The sequence below is a fragment of the Staphylococcus sp. Ze2 genome, from assembly GCF_048568365.1.
Classification (GTDB): Bacteria; Bacillota; Bacilli; order Staphylococcales; family Staphylococcaceae; genus Staphylococcus; species Staphylococcus xylosus.
In genome coordinates this window covers 1,209,899-1,231,824 of sequence record NZ_CP183486.1, presented here as the reverse complement: position 1 = coordinate 1,231,824, position 21,926 = coordinate 1,209,899, and the positions used below count along the sequence as shown (strand labels likewise).

Here is a 21,926-nt window from a genome sequence, read left to right as displayed (position 1 = left end):
TAAAGTTTACAAAGCTCAAACAAAAATCTTGCGTCTATATTCTAATAACTTTTTATCTACATAAAATTAACTATTATAGTTTAACAAATTTTTTCCAATATTACTTCAAAGTGAAACAAGTTCTTACTAAATTAGAATAGTTTGAATTGATAGAAAATTGCAAAAAGTTGTTGACATCGCCAATATGATGTAGTAAATTTAATTTATCAAATTTTTAGATATTTCAAACAAATCAAACAAATAAACCATTCTATCGAGAGGAGTATAATAAAATGACCAAACATACAATGCAATATCAACCGACAACTTCAAATATTTTAGTCATTTTATTATGCTCATAGGACTGGAACTTTAGTAAAGAAACTACTAAACGTTTAAGTCCTTATTCTAGTTGAATGGGACTTAAAAGCGTCCCAATTATTTATTGGGACGCTTTTTTATTTTCAATTTTATGGGGGAATTAGATATGAGAAGCGATATGATCAAAAAAGGAGATCAGCAAGCTCCAGCAAGAAGTCTTTTGCATGCTACTGGTGCATTAGAAAAACCAACAGATATGAACAAGCCCTTCGTGGCAATTTGTAATTCGTATATCGATATTGTCCCAGGACATGTACATCTAAGAGAATTAGCAGATATTGCCAAAGAAGCAATTCGTGAAGCAGGCGCAATTCCCTTTGAATTTGACACAATCGGCGTAGATGATGGTATCGCAATGGGCCATATTGGAATGAGATATTCCCTACCCTCTAGAGAAATCATCGCAGACGCTGCAGAAACTGTAATTAATGCACACTGGTTTGATGGCGTATTTTACATTCCAAACTGCGATAAAATAACACCTGGTATGTTATTAGCAGCAGTAAGAACGAACGTCCCAGCAATCTTTTGCTCAGGTGGACCGATGAAAGCAGGATTATCTTCTGAAGGTAAAGCCTTAACCTTATCATCTATGTTTGAAGCGGTGGGTGCTTTTAAAGATGGTTCAATTTCAAAAGAAGAATTCTTAGATATGGAACAAAATGCATGCCCTACTTGTGGTTCATGTTCTGGAATGTTCACAGCCAATTCAATGAACTGTTTAATGGAAGTATTAGGCCTTTCCCTACCATACAATGGTACAGCATTAGCAGTAAGTGACCAACGTAGAGAAATGATTAGAGAAGCAGCATTTAAATTAGTAGATAACATTAAAAACGATTTAAAACCAAAAGATATCGTAACACGAGAAGCAATTGATGACGCATTCGCATTAGACATGGCGATGGGTGGTTCAACAAATACTGTATTACACACACTTGCTATCGCTAATGAAGCGGGTATTGACTATGATTTAACACGAATCAATGAAATTGCCAAGAAGACACCTTATCTTTCAAAAATTGCACCTAGCTCTTCATATTCAATGCATGATGTACACGAAGCTGGTGGCGTTCCGGCAATCATCAATGAATTGTTCAAAAAAGAAGGTACACTTCATCCAGACAGAATAACAGCTACAGGTAAAACATTACGAGAAAATAATGAAGACAAGGCAATCTTAAACAGTGATGTCATTAGGCATCTTGATAACCCTTATGATAAACAAGGTGGCTTATCCATTTTATACGGTAACATAGCGCCAAAAGGTGCAGTTATAAAAGTTGGTGGCGTTGACCCATCTATCAAAGTATTTAAAGGTAAAGCGATTTGTTTTAATTCACACGATGAAGCAGTTGAAGCAATTGATAATCATATTGTTCGTGAAGGTCATGTAGTCGTTATTAGATACGAAGGTCCTAAAGGCGGTCCTGGAATGCCAGAAATGTTAGCTCCTACTTCCTCAATTGTAGGTAGAGGATTAGGTAAAGATGTAGCTTTAATCACAGATGGTCGTTTCTCAGGTGCAACACGCGGTATCGCAGTAGGTCATGTATCTCCAGAAGCAGCTTCAGGTGGCCCTATTGCACTTATCAATGATGGTGATGAAATTACAATTGATTTAACAAATAGAACCTTAGACGTTGAAGTATCAACTGAAACATTAGAAGCTAGAAAACAAGATTTAAAACCATTTAAAGCAAAAGTAAAAACAGGTTATCTTGCACGTTACACTGCTTTAGTAACAAGCGCTAATACAGGTGGCATCATGCAAGTACCAGAAAATCTAATTTAAGGAGTGAGCACTATGTCTAGACAAACTGAAACGCTTGAACAAGAAATGTCAGAAAATTTAAATTATTTAGAGGCCGCTGAAACTGTTGAACCTGAAGTTGAATTAGAGCAAGAAACAATAGATGAAATGAAATCTGGTTCAGAATTGCTCGTTGAATCTCTTGTAAATGAAAAAGTAGATTTTATATTTGGTTATCCTGGTGGCGCGGTGCTTCCACTATATGACACTTTTTATGAAGATAAAATCAAGCATATTCTTGCAAGACATGAACAAGGTGCTACTCATGCAGCAGAAGGTTACGCACGTGTATCAGGCAATACTGGTGTAGTTGTTGTAACAAGTGGTCCAGGAGCAACCAATGCCATCACTGGTATCGCTGATGCTTATAGTGATTCATTACCTTTGGTAGTAATCACTGGACAAGTAGCAACACCAGGCATAGGTAAAGATGCCTTCCAAGAAGCAGATTTACTTTCTATGACAACACCAATAACAAAACATAACTACCAAGTAAAAAATGTTAATGATATTCCTAAAATAATCCATGAAGCATTTTATATCGCTAATAGTGGTCGAAAAGGCCCCGTGGTTATTGATTTTCCTAAAGACATGGGGATTTTATCAACTAACGCTCAAATCACCAACAAAATAGAATTACCAGGTTATACAGTAGCAAACCAACCAGCCAAGGAAGATATACAAAAGCTTCGTGACTATTTAAAAAGTTCTAAAAAACCCGTTGTTCTTTCTGGTGCAGGTATCAACCATGCAAAAGCAAATGATGTATTTACTGAATTCATAAATAGACATCAATTACCAGTAGTTAGTACATTACTAGGGCTTGGTGCAATACCATATGAGAACCCCTATTTCCTAGGTATGGGAGGTATGCATGGATCATATGCAAGTAATATGGCATTAACTGAATGTGATTTACTCATCAACTTTGGTAGTCGTTTTGATGATCGTTTAGCTAGTAATCCAGATGAATTTGCTCCAAACGCCAAAATTGTTCATATAGATATCGATCCATCAGAAATTAATAAAATAATCAAAGTAGATTTGGGCATTGTAGCAGATTGTAAAGCTACATTAGAGGCACTATTAAATTTTGACAGCTACTCAATTAAACACGAAGCATGGTTAGAAAGTTGTAAAGAGAACAAAGTGAATCAACCCTTTGCCTATCAAGAAGATGAGCAAGGTGTTTTCTCCAAACCACAACGCACAATTGAGTATATAGGCGAAATCACAAATGGAGATGCGATTGTAACAACTGATGTGGGACAACATCAAATGTGGGTTGCTCAGTACTACCCATTCAAAGACCACGGACAACTTGTAACAAGTGGTGGTTTAGGAACAATGGGATTTGGTATCCCTGCTGCTATTGGAGCAAAACTTGCAGAACCTGATAAAACAGTTGTTTGCTTTGTAGGCGATGGTGGTTTCCAAATGACAAACCAAGAAATGGCTATTTTAGAAGAATACAATCTTGATATAAAAATTGTAATTGTTAATAACGGTACGCTAGGTATGGTTAAACAATGGCAAGATAAGTTTTTCAACAAGCGTTTCTCACATTCAGTGTTTAATGGTCAACCAGACTTTTTAAAAATCGCTGAAGCATATAATGTCAAAGGATATATCGTTGATGACCCAGCACAATTAGAACAACAAATTGATGCGGCTTTCCAACATGATGGACCAGCACTAATCGACGTTCGTATTTCACCAATCGAACCAGTAACTCCTATGGTACCAAGTGGTAAAGCCAACCATGAGATGGAGGGACTATTATGAGAAGGACATTTAGAACTAAGGTAAGAGATAAGGCTGGTACATTAAATAGATTAACAAGTATTTTCGTTCGTAGACAATTTAATATTGTTACTCTCTCTGCAACACCTACATTAGAAGATGGCATATCTGATATAACATTTGTAGCAGAAGTACCAGATACAGACGTATTACGTAATTTATTACAACAACTAGAAAAGCAAATTAACATCATAGACGTAGAAGATATTACTGAAACCAATACTTACAATAGAGAATTGGTATTGGTGAAATTAAAAAAACCAATAAATCAACAAGACTTACAAAAAGTAATCAAACCTTATGATGCGCTAGTCTCTATATTGAAAAATGAGGATGAGTATACCTATATTCAAGCTTCAGGTCCACAATATACGATGGATAATTTATTAGATGATCTATCATCATATCAAATTGAACAAGTTTCAAGAACCGGTTCAGCAGCTTTAGTATAGTTTTAAAACAACAATAACTAAATTAAAAAAACATGGAGGATTTTATTATGACAACAGTTTATTATGACCAATCAGTAACGAAAGACGCTTTACAAGGTAAAAAAGTAGCAGTCTTAGGCTATGGATCTCAAGGACACGCCCACGCTCAAAATTTAAAAGACAACGGTTATGACGTAATTATCGGTATTAGACATGGACGTTCTTTTGATAAAGCAAAAGATGACGGCTTCGAAGTATATCCTGTAAATGAAGCAGCAAAACAAGCTGATGTTATCATGGTACTTTTACCAGATGAAATCCAAGGACAAGTATATAAAGAAGAAATCGCACCTAATTTAGAACCTAATAATGCATTAGTATTCGCTCATGGATTTAATATTCATTTTAATGTTATCCAACCACCAGAAGATGTTGATGTATTCTTAGTTGCACCTAAAGGACCAGGACATTTAGTACGTCGTACATTCGCTGAAGGTAGCGCAGTCCCTGCCCTATTCGCCGTTGAACAAGATGCTAGTGGCGAGGCTTCTGATTTAGCATTAAGTTATGCAAAAGGTATCGGCGCAACACGTGCTGGTGTATTAGAAACTTCATTTAAAGAAGAAACTGAAACTGATTTATTTGGTGAACAAGCAGTTTTATGTGGTGGTACTACTAAATTAATTCAATCTGGTTTTGAAACATTAGTAGAAGCGGGTTATCAACCTGAAATTGCTTACTTCGAAGTGTTACATGAAATGAAACTTATCGTTGATTTAATGTATGAAGGTGGAATGGAAAACATGCGTTATTCAATTTCAAATACAGCAGAGTTTGGCGACTATGTTTCTGGTCCACGTGTTATTACGCCAGATGTAAAAGACAATATGAAAGCTGTACTTGAAGATATTCAAAAAGGAAACTTCAGCGATCGCTTTATTAAAGATAACGAAAATAACTTTGAAGAATTCCATAAACTACGTGAAGAACAACATGGACATCAAATCGAAGCAGTTGGTAAAGAGCTTCGTGAAATGATGCCATTCATTAAATCTAAAAGTATTGAAAAATAAATAGACACTGAATTTGTTAACTCGTAGTAAGAAGAATCTCATTAGGTATAATCAAATAATAGTTTGTCCCCTCTTTGAGATTCTTTAATACTTACGACTTAATAATTGTGTCTAAAATTTAGTTATAGGAGATGTTGAAAATGAGTAGCCATATTCAAATTTTTGATACAACACTTAGAGACGGTGAACAAACACCTGGAGTAAACTTTTCATTCGATGAAAGACTGAAGATAGCAAAACAATTAGAAAAATGGGGCGTCGATATCATAGAAGCTGGTTTTCCTGCATCAAGTACTGGTAGTTTCAAATCTGTTGAAGCAATATCTAAAGCACTAACTACAACTGCAGTTTGTGGATTAGCACGTTGTGTAAAGAAAGATATAGATGCTGTATATGAAGCTACAAAAGAAGCTGCAAAACCGAGAATTCACGTTTTTATAGCAACTAGTCCTATTCACCGAGATTCAAAATTAATGATGTCTAAAGAAGAAGTATTAGCTTCAATCAAAGAACACGTATCTTATGCGAAACAATACTTTGATGTCGTTCAATTTTCACCTGAAGATGCTACAAGAACAGAACCTTCTTTCTTAATCGAATGTGTTCAAACAGCTGTAGATGCCGGAGCCAGTGTTATCAATATACCTGATACTGTAGGATTCAGTTATCCTAAAGAATATGGCCAAATTTTCAAAACACTGCAAGAATCAATAACAACGGATCATGAAGTAATTTATAGTGCGCATTGTCATGATGACCTTGGACTTGCTGTAGCCAATAGTATGGCAGCAATTGAAAATGGTGCGAAACGCATCGAAGGTACATTAAATGGTATTGGGGAACGTGCAGGTAATACAGCTCTCGAGGAAGTTGCTCTCGGCCTTTACGTTCGACAAGATCATTACAATAATCAGACAAAAATCAACCTAGAAGAAACCAAACAAACTTCAGATTTAATTGCAAGATTTGCGGGTATTCGAGTCCCTAGAAATAAGGCCATTGTTGGACAAAATGCATTCAGTCATGAATCTGGTATTCATCAAGATGGCGTCCTGAAAAACCCAGAAACATATGAAATTATGACGCCACAACTAGTTGGTGTAAAAACAACTGAACTACCTCTTGGTAAACTATCAGGCAAACATGCCTTTGCAGAAAAACTAACAGCTTTAGGTTACGATGTAGAGCCAGAAGATCAAAAAACTTTATTTAAACAATTTAAAACAATTGCAGATAAGAAAAAATCAGTCACAGATCGTGATATTCATGCACTGGTTCAAGGCACAGAACATGAACAAAATGCTATTTATAAAGTAGAAACTCTACAGTTACAATTTGTATCCAATGGACTACAAAGCGCTGTTGTTGTCATTAAAGATAAAGATGGTAATACCTATCAAGATTCAAGTATTGGTACAGGATCAATTGTTTCCGTATACAACGCTGTTGATCGTATTTTTGATCGTAAGACAGAACTTATCGAGTATCGCATAGATTCCGTAACTGAAGGTACAGACGCTCAAGCAGAAGTACATGTACAAATTAAGATAGATGATCAAATTGTTACTGGTGTTGGTATTGACCATGATATCTTATTAGCTTCTTGTAAATCATATGTTGAAGCACATGCTAAATATGTTGCAAATACTCATGAGAAAGAAGGTATTCACTCATGAGCCATAAGATTGTAGCCCTTCCAGGAGATGGAATTGGACCGGAAATATTGAATGGTTCATTAGAAGTATTACAACAACTAAGTAAATCTTTTAATTTTGATTATGATTTAGAAACACATGATTTTGGTGGAATTGCTATTGATAACCACGGTGAACCTCTTCCAGAATCAACATTAAGTGCTTGTAAGAATGCAGACGCAATTCTATTAGGTGCTGTGGGGGGACCTAATTGGACAGATCCTAATAATAGACCAGAACAAGGTCTATTAGGTATACGTAAAGCTTTAGGTCTGTTTGCAAATATCCGCCCTACTACAGTTACAAATGGCACTAGTCATTTATCCCCTATTAAAGAAGAACGTGTTGCAGGTACAGATTTCATTTTAGTAAGAGAGTTAACTGGTGGTATCTACTTCGGTGAACCAAAACAATTAAACGATAACGACGCATTAGACTCATTAAACTATACTAGAAGTGAAATTGAAAGAATTGCGAGAGTTGCTTTTGAATTAGCTCAAAAGCGCCATAAAAAATTAACTTCAGTAGATAAAGAAAATGTATTATCATCAAGTAAATTGTGGCGTCAAGTGATCAACGACGTTGCAGTTGAGTATCCTGAAGTGGAAGTGAACCATTTACTTGTTGATGCTTGTGCTATGCACTTAATCACTAATCCATCACAATTCGATGTCATTGTTACTGAAAATCTATTCGGTGATATTTTAAGTGATGAGGCGTCTGTTATTCCAGGTTCTCTAGGTCTATCACCTTCTGCAAGTTTCAGTGAACATGGACCTAGACTTTATGAACCTATACATGGCTCTGCACCAGATATTGCTAATCAAAATATTGCAAATCCATTTGGTATGCTACTATCTGTTGTGATGTGCCTTAGAGAAAGTTTAAACCAAAATAAAGCAGCTGATAAATTAGAAGCAATTATTTATCAATTAATAAAAGAAGGTAAAACAACACGAGACCTCAACGGTGATTATAATACATCTGATATTTTTAATTACGTCAAAGAAAATCTTTAAAAAAGGAGGAGATGTCATATGGGTAAAACACTATTTGACAAAGTTTGGAACAAACATGTCTTAACTGGTAAAGAGGGTGACCCACAGTTATTATATATAGATTTGCATCTTATACATGAAGTCACATCTCCTCAAGCTTTTGAGGGATTAAGAATTAATAATAGACCACTACGTAGACCGGACTTAACTTATGCGACACTTGACCATAATGTGCCGACTGTAGATATTTTTAATATTAAAGATGAAATTGCAAATAAACAAATTACGACTTTGCAAAATAATGCCAAGGATTTTGGTGTTCATATTTTTGATATGGGGTCAGACGAACAAGGTATTGTCCACATGGTTGGACCTGAAACAGGTTTAACACAACCAGGAAAAACTATAGTATGTGGAGATTCACATACTGCAACACATGGTGCGTTTGGTGCAATTGCTTTCGGAATTGGTACAAGTGAAGTGGAACATGTTTTTGCTACTCAATCGCTCTGGCAAACCAAACCTAAGAATCTAAAAATTGAAGTCACTGGTCAATTGCCTACTGGTGTTTACGCAAAAGATATCATTCTATATCTAATTAACCAATATGGTGTTGATTTTGGTACGGGATACGCATTGGAATTTTCTGGTGATACAATTCAAAACTTATCGATGGAAGCACGAATGACTATTTGTAACATGGCTATTGAAGCTGGTGCAAAATACGGTATGATGGCCCCTGACGAAACTACATTTGATTATGTTAAAGGTCGCCCATATTCTACTAACTTTGAATATGATGTTGATTCATGGCGTGAACTTTATACAGATGAAGACGCTGAATTTGATAGAGTCATTGAAATGGATGTATCTGATTTAGAACCTCAAGTAACATGGGGGACAAGCCCAGAAATGGGAGTTGGTTTCCATACACCTTTCCCAGAAATAAAAGATGTTAATGATGAGCGCGCTTATAATTATATGGGTCTTGAACCTGGTCAAAAAGCTGAAGATATTAATCTAGGTTATGTATTCTTAGGTTCATGTACAAATGCTCGTCTTTCTGACTTGGTTGAAGCTAGTCATATCGTAAAAGGAAATAAAGTGCATCCAAATATTACAGCAATTGTCGTTCCAGGATCACGTACTGTAAAAATTGAAGCAGAAAAATTAGGTCTTGATAAAATTTTCAAAGAAGCAGGATTTGATTGGCGTGAACCTGGTTGTTCAATGTGTCTAGGTATGAACCCTGACCAAGTACCTGACGGCGTACATTGTGCATCAACTAGTAACCGAAACTTTGAAGGTCGCCAAGGTAAAGGTGCACGAACACACCTAGTTTCCCCTGCTATGGCAGCTGCTGCAGCAATTAACGGGAAATTTGTAGATGTAAGAAAGGTGGTTGTTTAATATGGAAATCAAACCTATTACTACTTATACAGGTAAAGTAGTGCCATTATTCCATGATAATATCGATACCGACCAAATTATACCTAAAGTACATTTAAAACGTATTTCAAAATCTGGTTTCGGCCCTTTTGCATTTGATGAGTGGCGCTACCTAGATGATGGATCAGATAATCCAGACTTTAATCCAAATAAGCCCGAATATGAAGGAGCTTCAATCTTAATTACTGGTGAAAACTTTGGTTGTGGTTCAAGCCGTGAACACGCGGCTTGGGCGCTTAAAGATTATGGTTTTGATATTATTATCGCTGGTAGCTATAGTGATATCTTTTATATGAATTGTACTAAAAACGCTATGTTACCAATAGTTTTAGATGAAAATGTAAGAAAACATCTTGCACAAGCAGGTGAAATTACTGTAGATTTACCAAATCAAACAGTTTCTACATTAGATAGATCTTTTGATTTTGAAATAGATGAAACTTGGAAGAATAAACTCGTTAATGGACTTGATGACATTGCATTGACTTTGCAATACGAAGATGCAATCAAAGACTATGAGACAGCAAAAACGTATTAAATAATTACTAAATTAATAAGTAAAGGTGTGAAATCATATGACTGTAAAAACTACTGTGTCTTCTAAAGATATCGATGAAGCTTATTTACAATTAAAAGATATCGTAAAAGAGACACCATTACAAAAAGATCATTATTTATCTCATAAATATGATTGTAATGTTTATCTTAAGCGTGAAGATTTACAATGGGTGAGATCATTTAAACTTAGAGGTGCATACAACGCAATTATCGCGCTGAATGAAATTGATCGCCAAAACGGCATTACATGTGCTAGTGCTGGTAATCACGCTCAGGGTGTAGCATATACTGCTAGTAAGTTAGATTTAAATGCAGTGATTTTTATGCCAGTAACTACGCCATTACAAAAAATCAATCAAGTGAAGTTCTTTGGTGGTAGTAATACTGAAGTAGTTTTAACTGGAGATACATTTGATGATTGCTTAAAAGAAGCTCTAGTATACACAGAAGAAAATAAAATGAATTTTATTGATCCTTTTAATAATATTTTTACAATTGCTGGACAAGGAACACTAGCAAAAGAAATACTTGAGCAATCAAAAGAAGATGATATTCAATTTGATTATTTATTTGCTGCAATCGGTGGTGGTGGTTTAATTTCAGGTGTAGGTACTTACTTTAAAGAACACGCTCCTGAAACTTCAATTATTGGTGTAGAACCTGCTGGTGCAAGTAGTATGTATGCTTCAGTAGTTTTAGAAAAACAAATTGTCACATTACCTGATATAGATAAATTTGTCGATGGCGCATCTGTAGCGCGTGTAGGTCAAATCACATATGATATTTGTAAAAATGTAGTTGATGACTATGTTCAAGTTCATGAAGGTGCTGTTTGTTCAACGATTTTAGATATGTACTCAAAACAAGCCATTATCGCAGAACCTGCTGGTGCATTAAGCGTCGCAGCACTTGATCAATATCAATCAGAAATCAAAGGCAAAACAGTGGTATGTGTAGTCAGCGGTGGTAATAATGATATCAATCGAATGAAAGAGATTGAAGAACGTTCATTATTATTTGAAGAAATGAAACATTATTTTATTTTAAATTTCCCACAACGTCCTGGCGCGTTAAGAGAATTTGTTAATGAAGTCCTTGGACCTAAAGATGATATAACCAAATTTGAGTATCTTAAAAAGTCTTCTCAAAATACAGGAACAGTAATTATAGGTATCCAATTAAATAATCACAAAGATATAGATAACTTAAAAGCGAATGTAGACGAGTTTGATAATTCTAATATTTATATTAATGAAAATAAAATGCTTTATTCCTTACTCATCTAGTTATACATGCTAAAAGAAAATCATTGTCTAAGAATGATTTCTTTCTATACCTTCTTAAACAATGAATATATTTATTATAGCCAAGACATAAATTTACTATGTCTTGGCTTTTTTTATTAACTTCCACTTTATTAATTTTAACTCATAATTTTATTAAGCCAGACTTGTAAATCTCTTATCAAATTATGTTTCGCTGTATTAGTGGGACTTATGCATGAGCTTTGCTCATGTATTCCACTTTTCCTACTCTTGCGGAACGTAAGTCTGCTACCTTCGGCGCTAAAGACCTTTCTTGCCGTGAGTCAAGCGCTCGCATCTTTTCTCACTTGCACGCTCTCCTTACTCACTTACCACTCGTAAGCTCGTTTCGTCGCTCATTTAGTTCGTCAGCTTCAAACGCTTTCTCAAGGCAATTACTTTTGAAGAAGTTAAGCTCTTTACGCATAAAAAAAAGACCCTATTGGGTCTTTAATTGCCTGGCAACGTCCTACTCTTGCGGAACGTAAGTCCGACTACCATCGGCGCTAAAGAGCTTAACTTCTGTGTTCGGCATGGGAACAGGTGTGACCTCTTTGCCATTGTCACCAGACAATGAAATGTATGAAATTATACATTCAAAACTAGATAGTAAGTAAAATATGATTCAACCAAAACAAAACATTTTAAATTTGATTAAGTCTTCGATCGATTAGTATTCGTCAGCTCCACATATCGCTATGCTTCCACCTCGAACCTATTAACCTCATCATCTTTGAGGGATCTTATAACCGAAGTTGGGAAATCTCATCTTGAGGGGGGCTTCATGCTTAGATGCTTTCAGCACTTATCCCGTCCATACATAGCTACCCAGCGATGCCGTTGGCACGACAACTGGTACACCAGAGGTATGTCCATCCCGGTCCTCTCGTACTAAGGACAGCTCCTCTCAAATTTCCTACGCCCACGACGGATAGGGACCGAACTGTCTCACGACGTTCTGAACCCAGCTCGCGTACCGCTTTAATGGGCGAACAGCCCAACCCTTGGGACCGACTACAGCCCCAGGATGCGATGAGCCGACATCGAGGTGCCAAACCTCCCCGTCGATGTGAACTCTTGGGGGAGATAAGCCTGTTATCCCCGGGGTAGCTTTTATCCGTTGAGCGATGGCCCTTCCATGCGGAACCACCGGATCACTAAGTCCGTCTTTCGACCCTGCTCGACTTGTAAGTCTCGCAGTCAAGCTTCCTTATGCCTTTACACTCTATGAATGATTTCCAACCATTCTGAGGAAACCTTTGAGCGCCTCCGTTACTCTTTAGGAGGCGACCGCCCCAGTCAAACTGCCCATCTGACACTGTCTCCCACCATGATAAATGGTGCGGGTTAGAAATCCAACACAGCGAGGGTAGTATCCCACCAACGCCTCCACGTAAGCTAGCGCTCACGCATCTCAGGCTCCTACCTATCCTGTACAAGCTGTGCCGAATTTCAATATCAGACTACAGTAAAGCTCCACGGGGTCTTTCCGTCCTGTCGCGGGTAACCTGCATCTTCACAGGTACTATGATTTCACCGAGTCTCTCGTTGAGACAGTGCCCAAATCGTTACGCCTTTCGTGCGGGTCGGAACTTACCCGACAAGGAATTTCGCTACCTTAGGACCGTTATAGTTACGGCCGCCGTTTACTGGGGCTTCGATTCGTAGCTTCGCAGAAGCTAACCACTCCTCTTAACCTTCCAGCACCGGGCAGGCGTCAGCCCCTATACATCACCTTACGGTTTAGCAGAGACCTGTGTTTTTGATAAACAGTCGCTTGGGCCTATTCACTGCGGCTCTCCTGGGCGTTAACCCTAAAGAGCACCCCTTCTCCCGAAGTTACGGGGTCATTTTGCCGAGTTCCTTAACGAGAGTTCGCTCGCTCACCTTAGAATTCTCATCTTGACTACCTGTGTCGGTTTGCGGTACGGGCACCACAATTCTAGCTAGAGGCTTTTCTTGGCAGTGTGAAATCAACGACTCGAGGAAACAAATTCCTCTCCCCATCACAGCTTGACCTTAAGAGTGCCGGATTTGCCTAACACTCAGTCTTACTGCTTGGACGTACAATCCAATAGTACGCTTCGCCTATCCTACTGCGTCCCCCCATCGCTTAAAACGAATTATGGTGGTACAGGAATATCAACCTGTTATCCATCGCCTACGCCTATCGGCCTCAGCTTAGGACCCGACTAACCCAGAGCGGACGAGCCTTCCTCTGGAAACCTTAGTCAATCGGTGGACGGGATTCTCACCCGTCTTTCGCTACTCACACCGGCATTCTCACTTCTAAGCGCTCCACATGTCCTTGCGATCATGCTTCAACGCCCTTAGAACGCTCTCCTACCATTGTCCTTACGGACAATCCACAGCTTCGGTAATATGTTTAGCCCCGGTACATTTTCGGCGCAGTGTCACTCGACTAGTGAGCTATTACGCACTCTTTAAATGATGGCTGCTTCTAAGCCAACATCCTAGTTGTCTGGGCAACGCCACATCCTTTTCCACTTAACATATATTTTGGGACCTTAGCTGGTGGTCTGGGCTGTTTCCCTTTCGAACACGGACCTTATCACCCGCGTTCTAACTCCCAAGTTAAATTGATTGGCATTCGGAGTTTGTCTGAATTCGGTAACCCGATAAGGGCCCCTCGTCCAAACAGTGCTCTACCTCCAATAATCATCACTTGAGGCTAGCCCTAAAGCTATTTCGGAGAGAACCAGCTATCTCCAGGTTCGATTGGAATTTCTCCGCTACCCACAACTCATCCGCTCACTTTTCAACGTAAGTCGGTTCGGTCCTCCATTCAGTGTTACCTGAACTTCAACCTGGTCATGGGTAGATCACCTGGTTTCGGGTCTACGACCAAATACTCAACGCCCTATTCAGACTCGCTTTCGCTACGGCTCCACATTCACTGCTTAACCTTGCATCAAATCGTAACTCGCCGGTTCATTCTACAAAAGGCACGCCATCACCCATTAACGGGCTCTGACTACTTGTAAGCACACGGTTTCAAGTTCTATTTCACTCCCCTTCCGGGGTACTTTTCACCTTTCCCTCACGGTACTGGTTCACTATCGGTCACTAGAGAGTATTTAGCCTTGGGAGATGGTCCTCCCGGATTCCGACGGAATTTCTCGTGTTCCGTCGTACTCAGGATCCACTCAAGAGTGAATAAACTTTCGACTACAGGATTATTACCTTCTTTGATTCATCTTTCCAGATGATTCGTCTAGTTTATTCTTTTGTAACTCCGTATAGAGTGTCCTACAACCCCAACAAGCAAGCTCGTTGGTTTGGGCTCTTCCCGTTTCGCTCGCCGCTACTCAGGGAATCGATTTTTCTTTCTCTTCCTGCGGGTACTAAGATGTTTCAGTTCTCCGCGTCTACCTTCAGATATGCTATGTATTCACATATCGATAACATGACATAACTCATGCTGGGTTTCCCCATTCGGAAATCTCTGGATCAAAGCTTACTTACAGCTCCCCAAAGCATATCGTCGTTAGTAACGTCCTTCATCGGCTTCTAGTGCCAAGGCATCCACCGTGCGCCCTTAATAACTTAATCTTTTTTGACTTTCAACACGAACAAGTCGGTTGAAAACCCAAAATGTTATTAATCTGTGAGTGTTCTTTCGAACACTAGCGATTATTTCTTTTTGAATTCAAAGCTTGTTAAAAAACTCTAATTCACTCGGTTTTGCTTGGTAAAATCATAAATTTTACTTACTTATCTAGTTTTCAATGTACAAAACAATGCAATGAATACTCTAATGAGCACTCAAAACTGAATACAATATGTCAATGTTATTCCTATTTCATCTTCGTAAGAAGATGTTTCCGAATATATCCTTAGAAAGGAGGTGATCCAGCCGCACCTTCCGATACGGCTACCTTGTTACGACTTCACCCCAATCATTTGTCCCACCTTCGACGGCTAGCTCCATAAATGGTTACTCCACCGGCTTCGGGTGTTACAAACTCTCGTGGTGTGACGGGCGGTGTGTACAAGACCCGGGAACGTATTCACCGTAGCATGCTGATCTACGATTACTAGCGATTCCAGCTTCATGTAGTCGAGTTGCAGACTACAATCCGAACTGAGAACAACTTTATGGGATTTGCATGACCTCGCGGTTTAGCTGCCCTTTGTATTGTCCATTGTAGCACGTGTGTAGCCCAAATCATAAGGGGCATGATGATTTGACGTCATCCCCACCTTCCTCCGGTTTGTCACCGGCAGTCAACCTAGAGTGCCCAACTTAATGATGGCAACTAAGCTTAAGGGTTGCGCTCGTTGCGGGACTTAACCCAACATCTCACGACACGAGCTGACGACAACCATGCACCACCTGTCACTTTGTCCCCCGAAGGGGAAGGCTCTATCTCTAGAGTTTTCAAAGGATGTCAAGATTTGGTAAGGTTCTTCGCGTTGCTTCGAATTAAACCACATGCTCCACCGCTTGTGCGGGTCCCCGTCAATTCCTTTGAGTTTCAACCTTGCGGTCGTACTCCCCAGGCGGAGTGCTTAATGCGTTAGCTGCAGCACTAAGGGGCGGAAACCCCCTAACACTTAGCACTCATCGTTTACGGCGTGGACTACCAGGGTATCTAATCCTGTTTGATCCCCACGCTTTCGCACATCAGCGTCAGTTACAGACCAGAAAGTCGCCTTCGCCACTGGTGTTCCTCCATATCTCTGCGCATTTCACCGCTACACATGGAATTCCACTTTCCTCTTCTGCACTCAAGTTTCCCAGTTTCCAATGACCCTCCACGGTTGAGCCGTGGGCTTTCACATCAGACTTAAGAAACCGCCTACGCGCGCTTTACGCCCAATAATTCCGGATAACGCTTGCCACCTACGTATTACCGCGGCTGCTGGCACGTAGTTAGCCGTGGCTTTCTGATTAGGTACCGTCAAGATGTGCACAGTTACTTACACATTTGTTCTTCCCTAATAACAGAGTTTTACGAGCCGAAACCCTTCATCACTCACGCGGCGTTGCTCCGTCAGGCTTTCGCCCATTGCGGAAGATTCCCTACTGCTGCCTCCCGTAGGAGTCTGGACCGTGTCTCAGTTCCAGTGTGGCCGATCACCCTCTCAGGTCGGCTACGTATCGTCGCCTTGGTAAGCCGTTACCTTACCAACTAGCTAATACGGCGCGGGTCCATCTATAAGTGATAGCAAAACCATCTTTCACTTTAGAACCATGCGGTTCTAAATGTTATCCGGTATTAGCTCCGGTTTCCCGAAGTTATCCCAGTCTTATAGGTAGGTTACCCACGTGTTACTCACCCGTCCGCCGCTAACTTCAAAGGAGCAAGCTCCTTATCTGTTCGCTCGACTTGCATGTATTAGGCACGCCGCCAGCGTTCATCCTGAGCCAGGATCAAACTCTCCATAAATGAATTATGATGTTTGATTAGCTCATAAAATACTAATTTGTGTTATCTCTAACACTTGTTTTGAACCAACAATCTAATGTTGCGTTCGGAATTAACGTTGACATATTGCAATTCAGTTTTCAATGTTCATTAAATTTCTATTTGGAGCGGGTGATGGGAATCGAACCCACAACATCAGCTTGGAAGGCTGAGGTTTTGCCATTAAACTACACCCGCTTATTAAATTAAGGTATTTGATGCGGCCGAGAGGATTTGAACCTCCACGGGAATACTCCCACTAGGCCCTCAACCTAGCGCGTCTGCCGTTCCGCCACGGCCGCTTAGCAAAACGGTTTTTCTTTTGATCTCTATTAAGTAACGTATACTATTATAATATGTATTTAACATTTTGTCAACAACTTTTTAAATTCAATTTAATGAAGTTAATGTTTTCTTAACAGAAGTAGTTATTAATTTTTCAACGTTTATTATCTTATAACATATATGTCCCAACGTCAATATAAAACAAAAACTAAAATGAGTAAAATAACAATCTAGTCAATTATAATTTACTTATATTGTTAAAATACTCATTTATTTCTTTGATAATTAGCATTTTTAGTCTCTTTTACGTACAAAATGAGTCTTAACATATGGTTAAGACTCATTCTTTCATCTCAATATTCTATTTCTGTACTTGAATTAATTTGCCTCTACATTTACCACAGACCATTTTATTTGTGTTTACTTTCCTTATTCTCGGAAACTCAACTTTGCATTTATTACATTTATAAATGTAATTCGCTCGTTCTTCATATTTTTCGAGAGGTGTACAAAATCTTGGTGCCCCTGTTTGTTTACTTAAACACTTAAAATCTGAGTCCTTGTGTTTGTAACCCTTACCTTGAATGTGTAAATGATAGTGGCATAATTCATGTTTTATAATATCTATAATTGCAGATTCTCCATATTTTATAAATTGCTTTTCATTTACTTCAATATTATGCGAAATTAATAAATAACGTCCACCAGTAGTTTTTAATCTATTGTTAAAATATGCTTTATGTTTAAATTCTCGGTCAAAATACGTTGATGATATTTTTTCTGTTAAATATTGTAAATCATTATTATCCATTTGGATCTATCATCGTCAATGATACTTTTCCTTTTTTCTCATCAATATCTAAAATCCATACATCTACAATATCTCCCACACTTACAATATCCATTGGGTTTTTAACAAACTTCTTAGACAATTTCGATACATGTACTAAACTATCTTGTTTTACACCAATGTCTACAAACGCTCCAAAATCCACGACATTTCTCACAGTACCATGAAGTTTCATATTTTTAGATAAATCTTCAATAGAAAGTACATCTGATTTTAACATCGGAGTTTCAAATTCATCCCTAGGGTCTCTATTAGGTGTAATTAAAGATTTTATTATATCTTCTAATGTTGGTTGTCCAACATTGAGTTTTTCAGCAATCACTTCAATATCCACATGATTTAGCGCTAACTTAAGTTGCTCTGAGCCCAAATCTTTTGAAGTCATCCCAATTTCTTTTAATAATTGATAAGTAACATTATAACTCTCAGGATGAATTGATGTATTGTCTAGTGGTTCTTTGCCATCCACTATTCTCATAAAGCCAATACTTTGTTCAAATGTCTTAGCACCTAATCGTTTTACTTTAGCGATATCTTTATTATGCGTTATTGCACCATTTTCTTCTCTATAATCTATTATATTTTGGGCAATAGTTGGTGTAAGTCCAGAAACATATTGTAGTAATGAACGAGAAGCAGTATTAACATCGACTCCTACTTGGTTAACTGCCGTTTCAACTACAAATGTTAACGCACCTTCTAAAGATTTTTGATTTACATCATGCTGATACTGCCCAACGCCAATAGATTTTGGGTCTATTTTAACGAGTTCGCTTAGTGGATCTTGTACTCTTCTCCCTATTGAAACTGCGCTTCGTTCTTCAACTTGAAATTTAGGAAACTCACTTCTTGCCACTTCTGATGCAGAATACACTGATGCACCCGCTTCATTTACAATAATAAACTGTACATCCAGTTTATATTTTTGAATCATTGTTGCAACAAATTGTTCCGTTTCTCTACTAGCTGTTCCATTCCCTATAGCGATTAATTCAACATCATATGCTTGTACAAATTGTACAAATATTTTTTCAGCATCATCTTTTTTATTAACTGGTGGATGTGGATACATCACACCCTTAGCAACAAAAGTTCCAAATTGGTTAATCACTGCAAGTTTACACCCAGTTCTAAACGCTGGGTCTACACCCAATATTTGTTTCCCTTTCATTGGAGGCTGCAACAATAAATTCCTTAAATTTTCACTAAACACATCTATAGCATGATTTTCAGCCTTCTCTGTTAAATCTGCTCTTATTTCTCTTTCAATAGAAGGCATGATTAAACGTTTCAAGCTATCTTTTATAGCATCTTCAATTATATAAGTACCTTCATGCTTATCATTTATTTCATTTTTGCAAATAAAGTTTTCAATGCCCTGCGTATCCATTTCCACTTTTACGCTTAGTACTTTTTCTTTCTCTCCGCGATTAACAGCTAATACACGATGGTTCGCAATCTTTTTGACTGGCTCTGCATAATCATAATACATCGAGAATATTTCTTTCTCATCTTCAGCATTCTTTTTCTTCTGAGTAACAATATTACCGTGTTGAAGTGTGTCTTTTAAAATTTTGCTTCTATATTTTGGTTCATCTGACACTAACTCTGCAATAATATCCTGTGCACCTTTAATTGCATCTTCTTCACTCGGAACCTCTTCTGTAATAAATTGTTGCGCTTTTAATTCAATCGACATGTCTACCGTCGATTGTTTTAGCCATTGAGCGAATGGTTCTAAGCCTTTTCTTTTTGCTTCTGTAGCTCTTGTTTTCTTTTTCTGTTTAAAAGGTCTATATAAATCTTCAACACGCTGAAGTTTAGTCTGTTTCAAGATATCATTCTTTAAATCTAATGTTAATAAACCTTGATTTTCTATATTATGTATAACTTCTTCTTTTCTTTTTTGAAGGTTAACCATATATTGATATTCATCATCAATTTGTTTAATTTCAACTTCATCTAAACCACCAGTTTGTTCTTTTCTATAACGAGCAATGAAAGGTACAGTATTTTTATCTTCCAATAATGCTAACACTGCATTGATTTGTTTAGTCGTAAAATTATATTTATCCCTTATAGATTGTATTAAATTACTATCCATAGAATCCTCCACTCACAATTATGTATTTATTCTTGTCTATCTTATACATTTTAACATATTTGATTAATACATTATTTTAAATATATTTCTACAAACGAAAAAGGCAGTCCTCTATATTTAGAGATTCTGCCTTTTGCTTTTAGTTATTATTTATTCGCTGCTTCTTGAAGTTTTTTAATCGCGGTTCTTTGTAACCTTGAAACATGCATTTGGCTCAAACCAATTCTTTCTCCTATTTCTTTTTGACTCAAACCTTCGATAAACGTACATTGAATAATTTGTCTTTCTCTTTCCGTTAAAATAGGCAATATTTTTTCTAATATCATCCTTTTTTCTGTTAAATCATAATTGTCATCTTGTTGTCCCATTATATCTAATAATGTGACTGTTGAACCATCTTTATCCGCTTCAATAGAATGATCAACGCTTAACGCATTATAGCTTTGACCCATTTCCATTGCTTCTAACACATCTTCTTCATTCACTTCAAGTCTGTCAGCAATTTCTGTAATAGAAGGTGAGCGCTCAAGTTCGTTTGTTAATTCATCTGTTACTTTCTTAATACGTGGTCCAATTTCTTTAATTCTTCTAGGTACATGAACACTCCATGTTTTATCACGTAAATAACGTTTTATCTCACCAATTACAGTTGGTACTAAAAAGGCTTCGAACTTTCTATCAAAGGATAAGTCAAAACGGTTAATTGCGCCGATTAAACCAACCATACCGACCTGAACGAGGTCTTCATGATGAGATTGACCTTTAGAATATTTATATGCCAACGATTCGATTAACTTTCTATAATGCTTTACAAGTTTATCTTGAGCATCAGAATTTTCATTAATTTGATGCTCTGTTATCCATTGGTTAATTTGTTCAGGTGATACATCATTAACTGATTTCGACTCTCTCGCCATTATTTCGCACCTGCTCTTTTTTAATATACTTTATCATGCTGATTGTTACTCCTGATTTTTTATCAACTGTAACTTCATCCATTAATGATTCAATTAAAAACAGACCTAAACCTCCTTCTCTTAAGAAATCGATGTTTTCATTTTCTTTATAAGGTCCTAATTGTGCTTTCGTTTCTTCATAATCAAAACTTTCTCCTTGATCAGAAATTATGATCTTTATCTTGTCATCAAAAATTTCAAAACAAAGGTTTATCATTCCTACATCATTTGGGTCATCTTTATATGCATGTTTTACTGCATTAGTAACTGCTTCACTAACAGCAATTTTGGCATCTTCTATATCATCATACGAAGCACCTGCACGTGAAAACACACCTGATAAGGTCAATCGTATTAAACTTACATATTCTGCTGAGGCTGGCAAACGCATTTCAATATAATCCTGTTTATGTTGCATGTTATTCGACCTCCGTTCCTTCATTAACATGCATCAAATCTTTTAATCCCGTAATATCAAATAATCGATTTATTCGATCTGAAACACCTAGAATATATAATTCCTTGTCATTCTGGTTTAGTGCTTTTAATGTACCTACAAATAAACCTAAACCAGTTGAATCCATATAGCTTACATTTTCTAAGTTTACATATATATCATGTGTTCCTTCTTGTCTCATTGGAACTAAGACTTCTTCTAACTCAGGAACCGTATAAACATCCAGTTCCCCACCAACTTTCACCTCATAATGAGTATCATGAGTCACAGTTTCAATATTAAGGTTCATAACATTACACTCCTAATTATAGTCTCATTAATAACTTTTATACCCTTAAAGTTAAATTTTAAATCTAAAA

Annotated in this window: 14 protein-coding genes, 2 tRNA genes and 3 rRNA genes; 9 read left to right on the top strand and 10 right to left on the bottom strand. The window is 37.5% G+C overall.

Annotated elements, in window-relative coordinates; genetic code table 11:
• Positions 1–466 precede the first annotated feature (466 nt).
• The 9 genes from ilvD to ilvA all read left to right on the top strand — a co-directional run bounded on the left by ilvD (position 467) and on the right by ilvA (position 11,465).
• Complete coding sequence (gene ilvD, locus ACM591_RS05515) at positions 467–2,155, top strand: dihydroxy-acid dehydratase (protein WP_029378909.1); 1,689 nt, start codon at positions 467–469, stop codon at positions 2,153–2,155.
• Between the two features lie 12 nt (positions 2,156–2,167).
• The gene (ilvB, locus tag ACM591_RS05510; protein ID WP_029378908.1) at positions 2,168–3,958 is read left to right on the top strand and encodes a biosynthetic-type acetolactate synthase large subunit; all 1,791 of its coding nucleotides are present in this window, start codon (positions 2,168–2,170) and stop codon (positions 3,956–3,958) included.
• Positions 3,955–4,428: an acetolactate synthase small subunit gene (ilvN, locus tag ACM591_RS05505; protein WP_029378907.1), complete on the top strand. Its 474-nt coding sequence runs from the start codon at positions 3,955–3,957 to the stop codon at positions 4,426–4,428. The genes ilvB and ilvN overlap by 4 nt, the downstream gene beginning before the upstream one ends.
• A 47-nt stretch (positions 4,429–4,475) precedes the next feature.
• Positions 4,476–5,480: a ketol-acid reductoisomerase gene (gene ilvC / locus ACM591_RS05500; RefSeq protein ID WP_326026910.1), complete on the top strand. Its 1,005-nt coding sequence runs from the start codon at positions 4,476–4,478 to the stop codon at positions 5,478–5,480.
• Positions 5,481–5,620: 140 nt separating this feature from the next.
• Complete coding sequence (locus ACM591_RS05495) at positions 5,621–7,156, top strand: 2-isopropylmalate synthase (protein WP_029378905.1); 1,536 nt, start codon at positions 5,621–5,623, stop codon at positions 7,154–7,156.
• On the top strand, positions 7,153–8,193 hold the full coding sequence (leuB, locus tag ACM591_RS05490; RefSeq protein ID WP_326026912.1) for a 3-isopropylmalate dehydrogenase: 1,041 nt from the start codon (positions 7,153–7,155) through the stop codon (positions 8,191–8,193). Before ACM591_RS05495 ends, leuB begins: the two co-directional genes overlap by 4 nt.
• A gap of 18 nt (positions 8,194–8,211) precedes the next feature.
• Positions 8,212–9,582, top strand: coding sequence for a 3-isopropylmalate dehydratase large subunit (gene leuC / locus ACM591_RS05485; protein ID WP_029378903.1), 1,371 nt, complete (start codon positions 8,212–8,214; stop codon positions 9,580–9,582).
• 1 nt (position 9,583) lies between these two features.
• A complete protein-coding gene (gene leuD / locus ACM591_RS05480; protein WP_326026268.1) occupies positions 9,584–10,159 on the top strand; it encodes a 3-isopropylmalate dehydratase small subunit in 576 nt (191 codons plus the stop codon).
• Between the two features lie 37 nt (positions 10,160–10,196).
• Positions 10,197–11,465: a threonine ammonia-lyase IlvA gene (gene ilvA, locus ACM591_RS05475; protein WP_029378901.1), complete on the top strand. Its 1,269-nt coding sequence runs from the start codon at positions 10,197–10,199 to the stop codon at positions 11,463–11,465.
• A 474-nt stretch (positions 11,466–11,939) separates the two neighbouring features.
• Here the strand turns inward: ilvA and rrf are convergent.
• From rrf to ACM591_RS05425, 10 genes are all read right to left on the bottom strand, one after another.
• Positions 11,940–12,054, bottom strand: a 5S ribosomal RNA gene (rrf, locus tag ACM591_RS05470).
• Positions 12,055–12,133: 79 nt separating this feature from the next.
• Positions 12,134–15,056: ribosomal RNA gene (locus ACM591_RS05465) — 23S ribosomal RNA — on the bottom strand.
• A 288-nt stretch (positions 15,057–15,344) separates the two neighbouring features.
• Positions 15,345–16,897, bottom strand: a 16S ribosomal RNA gene (locus ACM591_RS05460).
• The 16S, 23S and 5S rRNA genes sit together here with 2 tRNA genes alongside, the layout of an rRNA operon.
• A 142-nt stretch (positions 16,898–17,039) precedes the next feature.
• Positions 17,040–17,113, bottom strand: a tRNA-Gly gene (locus ACM591_RS05455).
• A 21-nt stretch (positions 17,114–17,134) separates the two neighbouring features.
• Positions 17,135–17,217 (bottom strand) — tRNA-Leu (locus tag ACM591_RS05450).
• 344 nt (positions 17,218–17,561) lie between these two features.
• Entirely contained in the window at positions 17,562–18,011 is a 450-nt protein-coding gene (locus ACM591_RS05445) for a SprT family protein (RefSeq protein WP_038678875.1), read from the bottom strand.
• The gene (locus ACM591_RS05440; RefSeq protein WP_418354443.1) at positions 18,004–20,154 is read right to left on the bottom strand and encodes a Tex family protein; all 2,151 of its coding nucleotides are present in this window, start codon (positions 20,152–20,154) and stop codon (positions 18,004–18,006) included. The genes ACM591_RS05445 and ACM591_RS05440 overlap by 8 nt, the downstream gene beginning before the upstream one ends.
• A 146-nt stretch (positions 20,155–20,300) precedes the next feature.
• A complete protein-coding gene (gene sigB, locus ACM591_RS05435; protein ID WP_419749110.1) occupies positions 20,301–21,071 on the bottom strand; it encodes an RNA polymerase sigma factor SigB in 771 nt (256 codons plus the stop codon).
• On the bottom strand, positions 21,046–21,528 hold the full coding sequence (gene rsbW, locus ACM591_RS05430) for an anti-sigma B factor RsbW (protein ID WP_029377953.1): 483 nt from the start codon (positions 21,526–21,528) through the stop codon (positions 21,046–21,048). The genes sigB and rsbW overlap by 26 nt, the downstream gene beginning before the upstream one ends.
• 1 nt (position 21,529) lies before the next feature.
• Positions 21,530–21,856 carry an anti-sigma factor antagonist gene (locus ACM591_RS05425; RefSeq protein WP_029377954.1) on the bottom strand — a complete coding sequence of 109 codons (327 nt, stop codon included), beginning with the start codon at positions 21,854–21,856 and terminating at the stop codon, positions 21,530–21,532.
• Positions 21,857–21,926: the final 70 nt, after the last annotated feature.

Bases quoted from the DNA above. Each gene is read 5' to 3' on its own strand.
- ilvD (WP_029378909.1), top strand. From the start codon at position 467: ATGAGAAGCGATATGATCAAAAAAGGAGATCAGCAAGCTCCAGCAAGA.
- ilvB (WP_029378908.1), top strand. From the start codon at position 2,168: ATGTCTAGACAAACTGAAACGCTTGAACAAGAAATGTCAGAAAATTTA.
- ilvN (WP_029378907.1), top strand. From the start codon at position 3,955: ATGAGAAGGACATTTAGAACTAAGGTAAGAGATAAGGCTGGTACATTA.
- ilvC (WP_326026910.1), top strand. From the start codon at position 4,476: ATGACAACAGTTTATTATGACCAATCAGTAACGAAAGACGCTTTACAA.
- ACM591_RS05495 (WP_029378905.1), top strand. From the start codon at position 5,621: ATGAGTAGCCATATTCAAATTTTTGATACAACACTTAGAGACGGTGAA.
- leuB (WP_326026912.1), top strand. From the start codon at position 7,153: ATGAGCCATAAGATTGTAGCCCTTCCAGGAGATGGAATTGGACCGGAA.
- leuC (WP_029378903.1), top strand. From the start codon at position 8,212: ATGGGTAAAACACTATTTGACAAAGTTTGGAACAAACATGTCTTAACT.
- leuD (WP_326026268.1), top strand. From the start codon at position 9,584: ATGGAAATCAAACCTATTACTACTTATACAGGTAAAGTAGTGCCATTA.
- ilvA (WP_029378901.1), top strand. From the start codon at position 10,197: ATGACTGTAAAAACTACTGTGTCTTCTAAAGATATCGATGAAGCTTAT.
- ACM591_RS05445 (WP_038678875.1), bottom strand. From the start codon at position 18,011: ATGGATAATAATGATTTACAATATTTAACAGAAAAAATATCATCAACG.
- ACM591_RS05440 (WP_418354443.1), bottom strand. From the start codon at position 20,154: ATGGATAGTAATTTAATACAATCTATAAGGGATAAATATAATTTTACG.
- sigB (WP_419749110.1), bottom strand. From the start codon at position 21,071: ATGGCGAGAGAGTCGAAATCAGTTAATGATGTATCACCTGAACAAATT.
- rsbW (WP_029377953.1), bottom strand. From the start codon at position 21,528: ATGCAACATAAACAGGATTATATTGAAATGCGTTTGCCAGCCTCAGCA.
- ACM591_RS05425 (WP_029377954.1), bottom strand. From the start codon at position 21,856: ATGAACCTTAATATTGAAACTGTGACTCATGATACTCATTATGAGGTG.